The sequence below is a fragment of the Curtobacterium sp. MCBA15_013 genome, from assembly GCF_001865095.1.
In the GTDB taxonomy this organism is placed as follows: domain Bacteria; phylum Actinomycetota; class Actinomycetes; order Actinomycetales; family Microbacteriaceae; genus Curtobacterium.
The window spans coordinates 102328-116309 of the sequence record NZ_MJGQ01000045.1 but is presented as its reverse complement, the minus strand read 5'-3'; the positions used below and the strand labels follow the sequence as shown (position 1 = coordinate 116309).

16 protein-coding genes are annotated in these 13982 nt (G+C 71.8%); 8 read left to right on the top strand and 8 right to left on the bottom strand.

Annotation, left to right across the window (positions count from 1 at the left end; translation table 11 throughout):
• Positions 1-43: 43 nt before the first annotated feature.
• On the bottom strand, positions 44-1288 hold the full coding sequence (locus tag BIV01_RS14430) for an MFS transporter (protein ID WP_071303301.1): 1245 nt from the start codon (positions 1286-1288) through the stop codon (positions 44-46).
• Between the two features lie 188 nt (positions 1289-1476).
• Here BIV01_RS14430 and BIV01_RS14425 point away from each other — a divergent pair, with 188 nt between their 5' ends.
• Positions 1477-2505, top strand: a complete 1029-nt coding sequence (locus BIV01_RS14425; protein ID WP_071303300.1) for an aldo/keto reductase — start codon at positions 1477-1479, stop codon at positions 2503-2505.
• Between the two features lie 27 nt (positions 2506-2532).
• Here the strand turns inward: BIV01_RS14425 and BIV01_RS14420 are convergent, their stop codons facing one another.
• Positions 2533-2775, bottom strand: coding sequence for a hypothetical protein (locus BIV01_RS14420; RefSeq protein ID WP_071303299.1), 243 nt, complete (start codon positions 2773-2775; stop codon positions 2533-2535).
• A gap of 125 nt (positions 2776-2900) precedes the next feature.
• Here BIV01_RS14420 and soxR point away from each other — a divergent pair, with 125 nt between their 5' ends.
• Complete coding sequence (gene soxR / locus BIV01_RS14415) at positions 2901-3389, top strand: redox-sensitive transcriptional activator SoxR (protein WP_071303298.1); 489 nt, start codon at positions 2901-2903, stop codon at positions 3387-3389.
• Between the two features lie 63 nt (positions 3390-3452).
• On the opposite strand, the gene BIV01_RS14410 is transcribed toward soxR, so the two are convergent.
• On the bottom strand, positions 3453-3899 hold the full coding sequence (locus BIV01_RS14410) for a MarR family winged helix-turn-helix transcriptional regulator (RefSeq protein ID WP_071303297.1): 447 nt from the start codon (positions 3897-3899) through the stop codon (positions 3453-3455).
• 45 nt (positions 3900-3944) lie between these two features.
• Here BIV01_RS14410 and BIV01_RS14405 point away from each other — a divergent pair, with 45 nt between their 5' ends.
• Positions 3945-5198, top strand: coding sequence for a multidrug effflux MFS transporter (locus BIV01_RS14405; protein WP_071303296.1), 1254 nt, complete (start codon positions 3945-3947; stop codon positions 5196-5198).
• On the opposite strand, the gene BIV01_RS14400 is transcribed toward BIV01_RS14405, so the two are convergent.
• On the bottom strand, positions 5188-5913 hold the full coding sequence (locus BIV01_RS14400; protein ID WP_071303295.1) for a phosphatase PAP2 family protein: 726 nt from the start codon (positions 5911-5913) through the stop codon (positions 5188-5190). The genes BIV01_RS14405 and BIV01_RS14400 overlap by 11 nt on opposite strands.
• Before the next feature lie 110 nt (positions 5914-6023).
• Here BIV01_RS14400 and poxB point away from each other — a divergent pair, with 110 nt between their 5' ends.
• The gene (gene poxB / locus BIV01_RS14395; protein WP_071296442.1) at positions 6024-7748 is read left to right on the top strand and encodes a ubiquinone-dependent pyruvate dehydrogenase; all 1725 of its coding nucleotides are present in this window, start codon (positions 6024-6026) and stop codon (positions 7746-7748) included.
• A gap of 19 nt (positions 7749-7767) precedes the next feature.
• Here the strand turns inward: poxB and pcp are convergent, their stop codons facing one another.
• Positions 7768-8415: a pyroglutamyl-peptidase I gene (gene pcp, locus BIV01_RS14390; protein ID WP_071303294.1), complete on the bottom strand. Its 648-nt coding sequence runs from the start codon at positions 8413-8415 to the stop codon at positions 7768-7770.
• A gap of 73 nt (positions 8416-8488) precedes the next feature.
• Positions 8489-9187: an SDR family NAD(P)-dependent oxidoreductase gene (locus BIV01_RS14385; protein WP_071303293.1), complete on the bottom strand. Its 699-nt coding sequence runs from the start codon at positions 9185-9187 to the stop codon at positions 8489-8491.
• 101 nt (positions 9188-9288) lie between these two features.
• On the opposite strand from BIV01_RS14385, the gene BIV01_RS14380 reads away from it, so the two are divergent.
• Together BIV01_RS14380 and BIV01_RS14375 are read left to right on the top strand one after the other, a co-directional pair.
• A complete protein-coding gene (locus BIV01_RS14380; RefSeq protein ID WP_070417272.1) occupies positions 9289-10134 on the top strand; it encodes a helix-turn-helix transcriptional regulator in 846 nt (281 codons plus the stop codon).
• Positions 10135-10175: 41 nt separating this feature from the next.
• Entirely contained in the window at positions 10176-10808 is a 633-nt protein-coding gene (locus BIV01_RS14375) for a Pr6Pr family membrane protein (RefSeq protein ID WP_071296446.1), read from the top strand.
• Between the two features lie 27 nt (positions 10809-10835).
• Here BIV01_RS14375 and BIV01_RS14370 read toward each other — a convergent pair whose 3' ends face one another.
• The gene (locus tag BIV01_RS14370) at positions 10836-11135 is read right to left on the bottom strand and encodes a Dabb family protein (protein ID WP_083403494.1); all 300 of its coding nucleotides are present in this window, start codon (positions 11133-11135) and stop codon (positions 10836-10838) included.
• A 9-nt stretch (positions 11136-11144) separates the two neighbouring features.
• On the bottom strand, positions 11145-12032 hold the full coding sequence (locus tag BIV01_RS14365; RefSeq protein WP_071296448.1) for an SDR family oxidoreductase: 888 nt from the start codon (positions 12030-12032) through the stop codon (positions 11145-11147).
• 142 nt (positions 12033-12174) lie between these two features.
• Here BIV01_RS14365 and BIV01_RS14360 point away from each other — a divergent pair, with 142 nt between their 5' ends.
• Positions 12175-13350, top strand: a complete 1176-nt coding sequence (locus BIV01_RS14360) for an ATP-binding protein (protein WP_071303292.1) — start codon at positions 12175-12177, stop codon at positions 13348-13350.
• Between the two features lie 139 nt (positions 13351-13489).
• Positions 13490-13948: a DUF4383 domain-containing protein gene (locus BIV01_RS14355; RefSeq protein WP_071303291.1), complete on the top strand. Its 459-nt coding sequence runs from the start codon at positions 13490-13492 to the stop codon at positions 13946-13948.
• Positions 13949-13982: the final 34 nt, after the last annotated feature.

The window sequence follows — 13982 nt, the reverse complement described above, 5'->3', positions numbered from 1 at the left end:
GGCGCGGTGCGGGCCAGCACCGTCCCTCCAGGCCGTCAGGCGGTCACGCGTGTGCGCGACGCGACAGCACGAGGTTCGCCACCGCGGCGAGCACGACGACCGCCGCGGACGCGGCCGGCAGCAGCATCGCGGCGTCGGCCCCGTGCTGCTGGGCGACGTCGCCCGTGATCGCCGACGCGATGGACTGCCCCACGATCACTGCGGAACCGAGGATCGTCATGGTGGTCGCCGAGCGCCCGACGGGTGAGCGGTCGGAACCGAGACTGTACTGCGCGACCAGGGTCGGACCGATCCCGATCCCCATCACCGCGAGCACGACCCCCACGGCGACGACGGAACCGGCCTGCGAGAACCAGACGGCACCGCCGAGCAGCACGACGCCGAACACGAGCCACCGCCACCCGAGGGCGAACCCGCGCGGGAACGCGGCCGAGCCGAGGGCGAGCCCCGCGGAGCCGATGCCCATCAGGCCGTAGAGCAGCCCCGCCTGCGAGGGCTCGCCGTGGGTCTCCATGAAGGCGGTCAGCGCGGTGAGCGTCGAGCCGAAGAACAGGCCGACGCCGAGGATCCCGAGGACCACCACGACGAGCCGGGGCCGCAGGAGCTGACGGGCCGGTGCCTGCTCGAGCTCCTCGTGCCGGCCGACGACGAGCTTGCCGGTCGGGTGCAGCGCGAACGCCGTGACGAAGACGAACGTCAGCGCGGAGGCACCGGCGACGGCCACCCACGGGGCGATCGCACTCGCCAGGATCCCGACGAGGAACGGGCCGATGATGAACACGGTCTCGTCGGCCGCGGACTCGTACGCCATCGTGCCGCTGAGGACCTTGCCGCGACGTGCCGGTGCCATCCGCTGCCCGATGATCGCGACGAGCCGGGTCCGGGACATCGGGGCGACCTGGGGCGCCGAGGCCCCGATGCAGAACGCGAGTGCGAGCACGGCGACGTCCGGCGCGGTGCCGTCCACCACGAACGGGAACACCCCGAGCAGCACGGCGTTCACCAGGCCGACGGGGACGAGCACGTTCCGCTGGCCGAAGCGGTCCGCGGCGGCACCGACCAGCGGGCCGAAGACCGCGGCGCCGATGCCGACCGACGCGGAGTTGACGCCGCCGAGCGCCACGGAGTCGCGCGCGGAGACGACGAGCGTCAGCACGCCGACGACCATCATCGCGAAGGGGAGCCGGGCGACGAACGCGACGGGGAAGTACCAGCGTCCGGCATGGGCGACGAGCGAGCGGTCGTCGGTGGTGGCGGGCGCGGGCGCGGTGGAACTGGTGTGGAGCATGGAGGTGTGCCTTCTCGGCCCGGCCGGGGATCTCCTGGGGCGGACCCATCGGGTGCCGCCGTTGTCCGTCGGGGTGCCGACGGCCGGTAGATACACACTGCGTGTTGGTGGAGCGGCCCCAGGGTACCAGCGGTAATGGTTCGTCACCCGGGGCCCGGTGTCACGGGCGTCCTCCTATCGTGGCCGCCATGGAACAGCGACGCATGGGGCGGACGGGGGCTCCCGTCAGCGCGCTGACCCTGGGGAGCCGTGCCGTGTCGACGGTCGCCGAGCGGGACGTGGACGACGCCGTCCGACTCGTCCACGAGGCGCTCGGGCGTGGGGTCACCGCGGTGGACGTGTCCGACGCCGAGGGGGCGGGCCTCGCCGAGACCGTCCTCGGTGCCGCACTCGGCGACCGCCGCGACGACGTGTTCCTGGCGGTGCGGTTCGGGGACCCGGTCGACCGGGACCCGTCGCACCACGGCAACGGACGGCGGTGGATGTTCCGCGCGGTCGAACGGAGTCTCGAACGGCTCGGCACCGACGTCATCGACCTCTACCAGCCGGCACACCCGGACCCGGCGACCTCGCTCGACGAGACCCTCGACGCGCTCGCCGACCTCGTCACGCAGGGCAAGATCCGCGCCTTCGGGATCCCGGGCTTCCCGGCCGAGGAGCTCGTCGAGGCGCAGTGGCTCCGGTCGGGCGGGAAGAGTGCCAGCGCGACGCACGCCCCGTACTCGATCCTCACCCGGACGGCGGAGCGGACGACCTTCCCGGTCGTCCGACGGTTCGGGCTCGGTGTGCTCGCGGCCGCGCCCCTCGCGGGTGGCTGGCTCGCGGGTGCGTACCGGAACGGCACCGTGCAGCCCCGGTCGCCGCGGGTGGTGGAGCAGCCGCACGCGTACGACATCGGCGCTCCGGCGAACCGGCGGAAGCTCGACGTCGCCGACCGCCTGGGGCACCTCGCGGACGAGTCCGGGCTCACCCTGCTCGAGCTCGCGGTGGGGTTCGCGCTGACCCACCCGGATGTGTCGAGCGTGGTGATCGGTCCGCGGACGGTCTCGCACGTGGACGCGTACGCGCAGGCGGCCGAGGTGGTGCTCGACGACGAGGTGCTCGACGCCATCGACCGGGTCGTGCCGCCGGGGACGCACGTGCTGGAACGCGACACGGGGGTGGAGCTGCCGGGGCTCAGCCGGGAGCGGCTCCGCGGGCGCGTCCTCACCCACTGACGCGAGGACCCCGTCAGCGGGAGGCGATCAGCGGTACGCGACCGTGCTGACCGCGGCGTGCGCGACCATGACCGGCAGCGCCAGTGCGTGCGGGAGCCGGGCGGCCGTGCGCTCGAGTCGGCCGAGCACGTTGTCGAGGGCGAGCGGCTGGCGGGCTGCACCGGTGACGCCGGTCGCGCCGGTCGCGTCGGCGGTGCCGGTGGTCCGTGCGGGAGCGACCGGACGGGCGGTCGTGGTGCGGGCGGTGCGGGGCTGCAGGATCGTGGTCATGGTCGGACCTCCGGGTCGGGAGCCGCCCCTCGCGGCTCGTGGTACACAACATATTGGACATCAGTTCTCATGTCAACTGCTATGTCACGCGGTCTCGACGACTCCCGCGTCGTAGGATCTCGACCATGGTGGAGATCCCGCGTCCGAGCCCGACCGACCTCCTCACGATCGGCGAGGTCGTCGCCCGGACCGGGGTCGCAGCGTCGGCCCTGCACTTCTACGAGCGCAAGGGCCTCATCCACCCCGAGCGCACCGCCGGCGGCACCCGCCTCTACCCACGACACGTCGAGCGGCGCATCGCGATCATCCAGGTCGCCAAGCGGCTCGGGATCCCGCTGAGCGAGGTCGCGGAGCAGTTCGAGACGCTGCCCTCCGACCGCATGCCGTCGCTGCGGGACTGGAACCGCCTGAACGAGCGGTGGCGGGCGCGACTCCGCGCCCGGCAGCTCGAACTGGAGCGCCTGCAGGAGGAGATGACGCAGTGCATCGGCTGCGGCTGCGTGTCGCTGAACGCCTGCCTCGTGATGAACCCGGGCGACGAGCTCGGTGCCGAGGGGCACGGAGCCCGGCGGTTGCTGCCGATCGAAGACGAGGTGCCGGACCGGACCGTCTGACGGCCTGGAGGGACGGTGCGGGCCCGACCCGCGCCTCCAGGCCGTCGACCGGTCGCGTCGCTGTCAGCGCGTCGCGTCGCGCAGGTGGTCGTCGATGCGCGTGAGCGTGGCGAACGTCGTCGCCACACCCTCGTCGTCGCCCCCGAGCGCCTGCCGGAGCATGCCGGCCCAGTGCGCGTGCAGCCGTTCGATGCTGCCCGCGGCGAGCTCGGTCGAGTACAGCTGCACGGTCCGGGCGTCGTCCGGGTCGGGCCGACGCTCGACCATCCCCTTCGCCACGAGCGACCCGACCGCGACGCTGAGGTTGCTGCGCTTGAGGGCCGTCGCCTCGGCCACCGCGCTCGGCGTCGACCCGGGGTTCCGGTCGACCCAGCGCATCACGAGGGCCTCGGTACCGGTGAGCGGCACGATGTCGAGCGACCTCGCACCGTGCGGGTCGATCTCGCGCGAGATCCGGAGCACGACGTCGGCGAGCTCGGCGAGGACGTCGTCGGACGGCGCGGATCCCATGCCGTCACCCTACCGACGTCGCGCATCAGTTATGCTTTCATAATCATGACCACGGACACCGGCTCCATCCGCGCGCACGCCGCGACACCCACGACCCGGCAGCAGGGCATCACCACCGGCCTGCTGCTCGTGCTCGGCCTGCTGAGCGCCGTCGCGCCCTTCGCGACCGACCTCTACCTGCCGGCCTTCCCGCAGATGACCACCGAACTGCGGGCGTCGGCGACGACCGTGCAGCTCACCCTCACCGCGTTCCTCGTCGGCGTGACCGCGGGACAGCTCGTCTTCGGGCCGCTGTCCGACCGGTTCGGCCGGGTGCCGCCGCTCCTCGCCGGTGCCGCACTGTGCGTGCTCGCGAGCGCCGCGGCCGTGCTCGCGCCGAACGTCGGTGTGCTCGTCGTCGCCCGCCTGCTGCAGGGCCTCGGCGGCGCGGCCGGCATGGTGATCGGTCGCGCGGTGATCTCCGACCTCGCGACGGGCAAGCCGGCGGCACGGGCGTTCTCGCTCATGATGATCGTCGGCGGGGTCGCCCCGGTGGTCGCGCCCCTGCTCGGTGGGCTCCTGACGGGGCCGATCGGCTGGCGCGGGCTCCTCACCATCGTGCTCGGCCTGTCGGTCCTCATGCTCGTGGCGGTGCTCGCCGTGGTCCGCGAGACGCACCTGCGTTCGCGCCGCGATGCCCTGCGTGCCGAGCGACGGGCGTCCGGCACGACGGGCTCGCCGCTGCGGGCACTCCGCTCCCGGACGTTCGTCGGGTACACCGCGGTGTTCGGCTTCGCGTTCGCCGTGATGATGGCGTACATCTCCGCGTCGCCGTTCCTGTACCAGGACATGCTCGGGCTCGGCACGGTGGGCTACGGTCTCGCGTTCGGCTGCAACGCCCTCGCACTGATGGGCGTGAGCATCCTCTCGGCGAAGCTCACGGCGACCCGATCGGTCACCGGGGTGCTCGCGCTCGGCATCGTCCTCGTGCTGGCCTCGACCGTCGCGTTCGCGCTGCTCGTCGTCACGTCCGCACCGGTGTTCTGGCTCGCCGTCCCGCTGTTCACCGCCGTGGGGTCGCTCGGCCTCGTGCTCGGCAACGCGACCGCGCTCGCACTCGGGGCGGTGCCGCGGGCTGCCGGGAGCGCCTCGGCGGTGCTGGGTGCCCTGCAGTTCGGGCTCGCGGCGCTCGTGTCGCCGCTCGTGAGCATCGGCGGCGAGGGGACGGCGGCGCCGCTCGCGGTCGTGATGCTCGCGGCCGCGGTGGTCGCCGTGGTGGCGCTCCTGGCCGCGCGCGGTCGGCGCGGCGTCAGCGCGTGACCTCGCGCTGCGGCGCGGGACCCCGGGGCCGCAGGAACGGGATCTTCGGCATGAGCCAGTCGACCCACACCACCCGCACGCCCGGCGCGACGGCGAGCGCCCACAGGATCGACGCGGCGGCGTCCGTCGGGTAGTGCACGGCGTCGATCGACACCGCGAAGAACACGACGACGATCGCCACGACCCCGAGCCCCAGCGCGAGGCGGTGCCACCAGGTGTCGCGGAGCAGCCAGATGAGCGCGATGACGAACGCGGTGATGTAGACCGTGTGCCCGCTCGGGTAGCCGGGGTCCGGCTGCACCGGGAACGGGTGCGGCAGCACGGCGACGTCCGGACGGGCCCGGTGCACGATCTCCTTGACGACGGCGGACGGCACCCACGTGATCGCGATCGTGCCCCCGAACGCCAGCGCCGGGCGGATGTCGCGGGTCCGCCACCAGATCACCGCGACGACCACGACCGTGATCCCGATCGCCGGGGCGGGACTGATGACGTGGTAGACCGCCGTCGTGAACGCCCCGAGGGCGCCGGTGTGCAGCCCGTTGAGCGCCTTCGAGAGCCCGAGGTCGACCGTGCCGAGGGTGAACCCGACGATCGTGATGAGGACGACGGCGACGACGGCGATCGCCACCGACGCCAGCGGGTAGCGGCTCCGGTCGAGGATCCCGTACTCGTCGGACGCTCGTCGGCGGGGGCGGAGATCGTGGTCGGACATCCGCCCATCGTCGCAGGTGCGGCGTCCGGGCGGCCCCGAGTTCGGTGTCGGACGATCAGAGGTCGCTCAGTGAACGGCGGGGATCAGCCGCCAGGACTAGACACGAAGGCATGACAACCGTTGCCGAGAACATCGTCGCCACCCTCCGTCAGAACGACGTCGAACGGGTCTACGGTCTCCCCGGGGACTCCCTCAACGGCTTCACCGACGCGCTGCGCAAGGACGGCACGATCCGGTGGGAGCACGTCCGCCACGAGGAGGCGGCCGCGTTCGCCGCCTCCGCCGAGGCCGAGCTGACCGGGAACCTCGCCGTGTGTGCGGGCAGCTGCGGTCCCGGCAACCTGCACCTGATCAACGGCCTCTACGACGCGAACCGCTCCCGCGTGCCGGTCCTCGCGATCGCTGCGCACATCCCCACGGCGGAGATCGGTTCCGGCTACTTCCAGGAGACCCATCCGCAGGAGCTGTTCCGCGAGTGCTCGGTCTACGTCGAGTACGTCGCCGACCCGTCCCAGATGCCGCGCCTGCTCGAGATCGCGATGCGCGCCGCGGTCGAGAAGCGCGGCGTCGCCGTGCTCGTCATCCCGGGCGACGTGCTCCTCGCCGAGGCCGTCGCGCCCCGCGTCACGACCATCGAGCGCGCCGAGCCGCGGATCATCCCCGCACAGGCCGAGCTGGAGCGCACCGCGCAGCTGCTCAACGGCGCCGACAAGGTCACCATCCTCGCGGGCGCCGGCGTCGCGGGCGCCCACGACGAGGTCATCGCCCTCGCCGAACGCCTGCAGGCCCCGATCGTGCACGCCCTGCGCGGCAAGGAGCACATCGAGTGGGACAACCCCTACGACGTCGGCATGACCGGGCTCCTCGGCTTCGCCTCCGGGTACCGCGCGATGGAGGACGCCGACGTGGTCCTCATGCTCGGCACCGACTTCCCCTACCAGCAGTTCTTCCCCGCGAAGGCGAAGCACGTGCAGGTCGACATCCGCGGCGAACAGCTCGGCAAGCGGCACCCGGTCGACATCGGCCTGGTCGGCACCGTCAAGGACACGGCGCTCGCCCTCATCCCGCTGCTCACCGGGTCGCACCCCACGAAGCACCTCGAGGACGCGCGCAAGCACTACGCGAAGACCCGCGCGAAGCTCGACGACCTGGCCGTGCCGGCCGGCAAGCACAAGCCGCTGCACCCGCAGTACGTCGCACGTGCGCTCGACCGGCTCGCCGACCAGGACGCCGTGTTCATCCCCGACGTCGGCTCCCCCGTCGTGTGGGCGTCGCGGTACCTCACCATGAACGGCGACCGGCGGCTGATCGGGTCGTTCGTGCACGGCACGATGGCGAACGCGGTGCCGCAGGCGATCGGTGCGCAGGCGGCGTTCCCCGACCGGCAGGTCATCGCCATGGCCGGCGACGGCGGCCTCGCGATGCTGCTCGGCGAGCTCATCACGATCGTGCAGAACAAGCTGCCCGTGAAGATCGTCGTGTTCGACAACTCGTCCCTGAACTTCGTCGAGCTCGAGATGAAGGCGGCCGGGTTCGTCACCTACGGCACCGAGTTGCAGAACCCCGACTTCGCGAAGGTCGCCGAGGCGATCGGCATCGCGGGCTTCCGCGTCGACGAGTCCGACCAGCTCGAGGACGCGCTCGCCGCCGCCCTCGCGCACGACGGCCCTGCGCTCGTGTCGGTCAAGGCCGACCGTCAGGAGCTCTCGATGCCGCCGGCGGTGACCCTCGAGCAGGCGAAGGGCTTCACGCTCTACGCGATCCGCACCGTGCTGTCCGGTCGCGGCGACGAGCTGCTCGACCTCGCGTCGACGAACTTCCGCCAGTTCATCTGACCGACGACGGCGGCGCGGGTCAGGACTCCGCGCCGCCCTCGGCGACGATGTCCGGCGCCGGGTCGAGCGAGGCGCGGACCACGACGTCGAGCGCGGTGACGATCCGGTCGAGGTCGAGCGAGGGGCCGTCCCCGGCGATGTCCGGGGTGGCCGGGACGTGCACGAAGCCGGCTCGGAAGCCCTCGCGATCGGCGAACGACATGAGCTCGTAGAACACCTGGTTGCAGGTGAACGTCCCCGCCGTGTTGGACACCGCAGCGGGGACACCGGCTGCCCGGACGTCCCGGACGATCCGCTTGATCGGCAGTCCGCTGAACGCTGCCGGGGCGCCGAACGGGTCGATCGGCTCGTCCACCGGCTGCGCGCCCGCGTTGTCCGGGATCCGGGCGTCCATGACGTTGATCGCGACGCGCTCCGGTGTCACCGCGGCCCGTCCGGCAGCGAGCCCGGTCGCGATGACGACGGCAGGACGGTGCTTCGTGATCACCGCCGCGAGCCGCGACCGCTCCTCGGCGAAGACCACCGGCAGCTGCTCGACGACGAGCGTCGCCGGTCCGTCCCACGCGGCCGCGAGCCGCTGCGCGGCTTCCCACGAGGGGTTCACGGCGTCGCCGCCGAACGGTTCGAAGGCGGTCAGCAGGACGGTCGGTTCGGTCGCGTCAGCCACGTCCTCATCGTAGGGACCTGCGGGCCGGGAGGCGCGGTGCGGGCCCGACCCGTCCCTCCCGTTCGTCGGATGGTCACCATCCGAGCGGCGCACCGTCCTCCAGGAAGACACCCGTCGGACCGTCGGGGCCCGCGGCGGCCGCCGCGGCGACCGTCGCCGCACTGACCTCGACCGGACGGCCGTGCGGGTTCGGCACACCCCCGAACTCGGTCGCGGTGTACCCGGGCTCGACCGCGACGAAGTGGACCTCCGGCACGGCACGGGCGTACTGCACGGTGAGCATCGACACCGCCGCCTTGCTCGCGCCGTAGACGATCGCCTGGTACTGCGACGCCGGCTTCTCCGGGTCGTGGTTGGCCGCGAACGAACCGAGCGCGCTCGAGATGTTCACGACGATCGGGGCTGCGGAGGACCGCAGCAGCGGCAGCGCGGCCTCGGTCGTGCGGACGACGCTCACGGCGTTCGTGTCGAACACCTCGAGTGCCTCCGGCCCGTCCAGCCCGAGCTTGCCGATGCCGGCGTTGTTCACCAGCACGTCGAGCCCGCCGGCAGCACCGATGGTCGCGAACGCCGCGGCGACCGAGGCGTCGTCCGTGACGTCGAGCTGCACGGCACGGACCGCGTTCGGTCCCGTGCTGATCTCGTGGGCCACCGCGTGGCCGGTGTCGAGGTCGCGGGCGCCGATCCACACGGTGTGGCCGGCCGCGGCGAGCTGGCGGGCGGTCTCCTTGCCGAGGCCGCGTGTGGCCCCGGTGACGAATGTCGTTGTCATGGCCCCAGCGTCGCTCCGGCGAGCGCCCTCGGGGAGCCGTCCCGCTGTCGTAGGACTGCTGGACCCAGGACAGCGGGCGCGACGGGTCGCAGACTGGAGCCGTGGAACACACCGAGTTCGGCCGCACCCTCCGTCGGCTGCGCGACCACGTCGCGCCGGACACCGTCGGCGTCGTCGCGGGGAGCCGTCGGCGCGCGGCCGGCCTCCGTCGCGAGGAGCTCGCCGCCCTCGCCGGGATCTCGGCCGACTACCTCACCCGGCTCGAGCAGGGGCGGGCGACCTCGCCGTCCGCGCAGGTGGTCGAGGCGCTGGCCCGCTCGCTCCGGGTCGCGGACGCGGAGCGCGAGCTGCTGTTCCGGCTCGCCGGGCACGCCGCCCCCGGCGCCGACGTCGTGCCCTCGCGCATCCCGCCGAGCGTGCAACGGCTGCTCGACCGACTGTCGGACACCCCGGTCGCGGTGCTCGACGCCGCCGGCACGATCCTCACCGCGAACGGGCCGTACGATGCGCTGATGGGCCCGGTCGGTGCGCTCCGTGGGCACGAGCGCAACACCGCGTGGCGCCACCTCGTCGGTCCGGGCAGCCGAGCGGTGCACTCGGACGCCGAGCAGCGGGCGTTCGAGGCCTCGGTCGTCGCCGAGCTCCGGCTCACGGTCGCCCGGTACCCGCTCGACCGCGGGCTGCGGCAGCTCGTGCGGGACCTCCGTGCCGCGAGCGAGCGGTTCGTCGAGCTGTGGGACGCCGGCGACACCGCACCGCCGCGGAGCTCCGGTCGACGGAAGGTCGTGGAGCACCCGGCGGTGGGCCGGATCGCCCTCGACTGCGACACCCTGCGGATCGCGACCGATGACCTGACGGTGCTCGCGTACACCGCGGAGCCGGGGAGCGCCGATGCCGAGCGGCTGGCGCTGGCGGTCGTGCTCGGGACGCAGTCGCTCGTCGGGTGACCGATCCGTCCGGGAGTACCGGCGATCGGTAGGGTGGCGCCATGAAGACGACCGTCCTGGCTGCCGTCCGCCTCGCGCTCGCGGCCGCGTCCGTCGCCGGGGTCGTCACCCAGGTCGTGCTGAGCGTGCGGGTGGACTTCAGCCTCGTGAGCGTCTTCAGCTACTTCACGATCCTCGGCAACCTCTACGCGAGCACCGTGTTCGTGATCGGCGCCGTCCGGCTCCTGCGGGGTGTCCCGTCGTCGCGCGGGTGGGAGGTCGCGCGCGGTGCCGCGGTCGTCTACCTGGCGTTCGTCGGCATCGTGTTCAACACGCTGCTGGCCGGTGCCGACCTCGGCGAACTCCTGCCGTGGGTGAACGTCGTGCACCACATGGTGATCCCGGCGGCCGTCGTGGTCGACTGGTTCGTGGACCGTCCCCGCCACCGGCAGCCGTTCACCATGGTCTGGGCGGCCGCGATCGTGCCCGCCGTCTACACCGCGTACACGCTGGTCCGCGGCGCGGTCGTCGGGTTCTACCCCTACCCGTTCTTCAACCCGGCCCGTGTCGGCGGGTACGGCGGCGTCGCGTTGTACTGCGCGGCACTGCTCGTCGGCTTCCTCGTGATCGCCGTGCTCGTGCGCGCATCAGGCAACGCCATGGCCCGGCGGACGGCGGTCGTCGGGTCGCGCTGATCGGCACGCCCGACGACCACCCCGACGTCAGTCCTCGACGTCGAAGACCACGACGCGTTCGCTCGCGCCCTGGATGTACGCGGCGACGGGCTGGTGCTCCTCGTGCGGCAGGTACCCGGCGAGCGCCGCGCGGTCCCGGAACCGGACGACGAGCATCCAGTCGAAACCGCCCTCGAGCCCCTCGGTGCTGATGCTCTCGCCTGACCGCACGGACTCGACGCCGTCGATCCGCGGCAGGTGCTCGCGCACGATGGCATCGGCCTGCGCCGACCGGTCGGCTGCGTCGCCGTCCCAGGCGACGAGGACCACGTGTGTCGTCCCGCTCATCGTGTCCTCCTAGAAGGCCGGGGTGCCGCCGGCGATGGTGATCGTCGACCCGGACTGGTAGCTGGACTCGGGGCTGACGAGGTGCACGTACGCGGCAGCGAGTTCGGCGGGCTGACCGGGGCGGCCGAACGGCGACTGCTCACCGAAGTGCGCCACGGTCTCGGCGTCGTCGGACCCCGGCTGGAGGGGCGTCCACACCGGTCCCGGAGCGACCGAGTTCACGCGGATGCCCTTCGGTGCGAGCTGCTGCGCGACGGCCTCGGTGAAGAGCTTGATCGCGCCCTTCGACACCGCGTAGTCGATCTTGTCCGGCGACGGCGTGCTCGCCTGGATCGACCCGGTGGTGACGATCGTGGATCCCGGCTCGAGGTGCGGCACGGCGGCCTTGGTCAGCCAGAAGAGCGAGTAGATGTTCGTCTTGAAGGTCGAGTCGAAGTGCTCGGTCGTGAGTGTGAGGATGTCGTCGTTGCTGTCCATCCGCCCGGCGACCATGACGAGGGTGTCGAGGCCACCGAACTCGTCGACGGCCTTCTGGACGAGGTCGGTGCAGTACTGCTCGTCGGAGATGTCGCCGGGGAAGAGCACCGCACGACGCCCTTCGCCCTCGAGCAGGTCGCGCACCTGTTCGGCGTCCTCCTGCTCGTCGGGCAGGTAGGAGAGGACGAGGTCGGCGCCCTCGCGGGAGAGTGCGATGGCGGCGGCGCGGCCGATGCCCGAGTCGGCGCCGGTGACGATGCCACGGAAGCCCTTCAGGCGACCGAGCCCGACGTAGCTCTCCTCGCCGTGGTCGGGCTTCGGGTCCATCTTCCACGCGGCTCCGGGGAGCGACTGCTCCTGCTCCGGGTACGGCGGGGCGGGGTAGAGGGTCTTCGGATCGCGCTTGTCGTACTGGCTCATGCGCTCCACGATGCCCGGCGTCCCCTCCGCGACGGCTCAGGCCGACGCTCATCGCGGGCGCACTCGGCGAGACGCGATCCTTGACAGCCTTATCAGGCTTAACGAGAACCGATAAGGTCGGAAAGGTCGATAAGGAGGACTCGTGGATCGAGTGCGCAACCCCTACACGCCGAATGCCGGTTCCGCTCCACCGGTCCTGGCCGGACGCGATGCCGAGCTGGAGGACTTCGAGAGCGTGCTCGAGCGCCTTGCCAGCGGCAAGACCGACAAGGCGGTCGCTGCGATCGGCCTCCGGGGCGTCGGCAAGACCGTTCTCCTCGGCGAGTTCGAGCGGATCGCACGCGAACACAACTGGGTGGCGGTGCCCGCCGAGATCTCGAAGACGAAGGAGTTCGGCCCGCAGCTCGCGAACCTCGTCCGCAAGGCGCTGTTCCAGCTGTCACCGAAGGCGCGGTGGAACGACGTCGCGAAGCGGGCCGCCGGCGTGATCCGGTCGTTCTCGATGACCGTGCAGCCCGACGGGGCGCTGACAGCAGGCCTCGACGTCGAGAAGGTCGACGGAACGGCCGACTCCGGTCAGTTCGACGAAGACCTCGCTGACGTGCTCGAGTCGCTCGGCGAGACCGCTCGCGACGTCGGGCGTGGAGTGGTGTTCCTGCTCGACGAGATCCAGTTCCTCTCGAAGGACGAGCTCGAGGCCTTGATCGGTGCCATCCACCGCTGCATCCAGCGACGACTCCCGATCACCGTTGCCTGCGCGGGCCTCCCGCAGCTCCCCGGCGTCGCGGGAGATGCGAAGTCTTACGCGGAGCGACTGTTCCACTACATCCAGGTGATCGAGCTCGAACCCGCCGACGCGAGACAGGCCATCGTCGCACCGGCAGCCGAGGAGGGTGTCCAATTCGAGGACGCAGCGGTCGAGGCGATCATCGCGTACACGGACGGCTACCCCTACTTCCTGCAGGAGTTCGGACGGTGGGTGTGGGATCTCGCGGAGGGTCCGGTCATCACCGCGGCGGAGGTCGCCGATGCGCGGTACCTCGTCGAAGCAGAACTCGACGAGAGCTTCTTCAAGACGAGGGTGCAGCGGAGCACGAAGGAAGAACTCCGCTACCTGCGCGCGATGGCTGCCCTGGGGCCGGAGCCCCAGAAGGCCTCGGACGTCGCTGAACAGCTCGGGAAGACGTCCGAACAGGTCGCGCCGCTCCGGGCACGGCTCATCGCGAAGGGGCTCCTCTACACACCCAAGTTCGGCTTCGCCGAGTTCACGGTGCCGCAGTTCGACAAGTTCATGCTGCGGTACATCCCGGACTTCTGACCCTCCGGTCGCAGCCGAGAGCGCATGATCCCGTCGGCTGCAAACCGCCCGGGCACATGCTCCGAATGCACTGTGGGCGTCATGAGCGCCCGGACCGGCGCACCGGCGCTCCGGCCCTCGTTGAGAGAGAGGTCGCATCATGACCAGCAACGCAGCAACGAACCGCATCGGACGTGGCTCCACCTGGACGCAGAAGGGCGCCCTGCTCTTCGGGATCGTCTTCCTCATCGTCGGCATCGCCGGGTTCATCCCCGGTCTCACGATGGACATGGGCACGATGTCGGTGGCCGGCCACGGCTCGATGGCACTCCTGCTCGGCACGTTCCAGGTGTCCGTGCTCCACAACATCGTCCACCTGCTGTTCGGCGTCGTCGGGCTCCTCGCGGCCCGCAGCGCTCGCGGCGCCCGGCTCTACCTGCTCGTCGGCGGGATCGTCTACGCGGTCCTGTTCGTCTACGGCCTGTTCACCGCCGGCATGGCCGACCCGGCGAACTTCGTGCCGCTCAACAGCGCCGACAACGTCCTGCACCTGGTGCTCGCCGTCGCGATGATCGTGCTCGGGCTGCTGCTCCCCCGCGTCGGGGCCCGTCGGGTCTGACCCGACCGTCGGCGGTCCTCCCGCCCACAGCACC

What these genes read in the sequence shown, in the direction of transcription:
- BIV01_RS14410 (WP_071303297.1), bottom strand. Translation starts at nt 3,899, where the DNA reads ATGGGATCCGCGCCGTCCGACGACGTCCTCGCCGAGCTCGCCGACGTC.
- BIV01_RS14385 (WP_071303293.1), bottom strand. Translation starts at nt 9,187, where the DNA reads ATGACAACGACATTCGTCACCGGGGCCACACGCGGCCTCGGCAAGGAG.
- BIV01_RS14425 (WP_071303300.1), top strand. Translation starts at nt 1,477, where the DNA reads ATGGAACAGCGACGCATGGGGCGGACGGGGGCTCCCGTCAGCGCGCTG.
- poxB (WP_071296442.1), top strand. Translation starts at nt 6,024, where the DNA reads ATGACAACCGTTGCCGAGAACATCGTCGCCACCCTCCGTCAGAACGAC.
- BIV01_RS14400 (WP_071303295.1), bottom strand. Translation starts at nt 5,913, where the DNA reads ATGTCCGACCACGATCTCCGCCCCCGCCGACGAGCGTCCGACGAGTAC.
- BIV01_RS14405 (WP_071303296.1), top strand. Translation starts at nt 3,945, where the DNA reads ATGACCACGGACACCGGCTCCATCCGCGCGCACGCCGCGACACCCACG.
- BIV01_RS14370 (WP_083403494.1), bottom strand. Translation starts at nt 11,135, where the DNA reads ATGAGCGGGACGACACACGTGGTCCTCGTCGCCTGGGACGGCGACGCA.
- BIV01_RS14375 (WP_071296446.1), top strand. Translation starts at nt 10,176, where the DNA reads ATGAAGACGACCGTCCTGGCTGCCGTCCGCCTCGCGCTCGCGGCCGCG.
- BIV01_RS14365 (WP_071296448.1), bottom strand. Translation starts at nt 12,032, where the DNA reads ATGAGCCAGTACGACAAGCGCGATCCGAAGACCCTCTACCCCGCCCCG.
- BIV01_RS14430 (WP_071303301.1), bottom strand. Translation starts at nt 1,288, where the DNA reads ATGCTCCACACCAGTTCCACCGCGCCCGCGCCCGCCACCACCGACGAC.
- BIV01_RS14420 (WP_071303299.1), bottom strand. Translation starts at nt 2,775, where the DNA reads ATGACCACGATCCTGCAGCCCCGCACCGCCCGCACCACGACCGCCCGT.
- soxR (WP_071303298.1), top strand. Translation starts at nt 2,901, where the DNA reads ATGGTGGAGATCCCGCGTCCGAGCCCGACCGACCTCCTCACGATCGGC.
- BIV01_RS14355 (WP_071303291.1), top strand. Translation starts at nt 13,490, where the DNA reads ATGACCAGCAACGCAGCAACGAACCGCATCGGACGTGGCTCCACCTGG.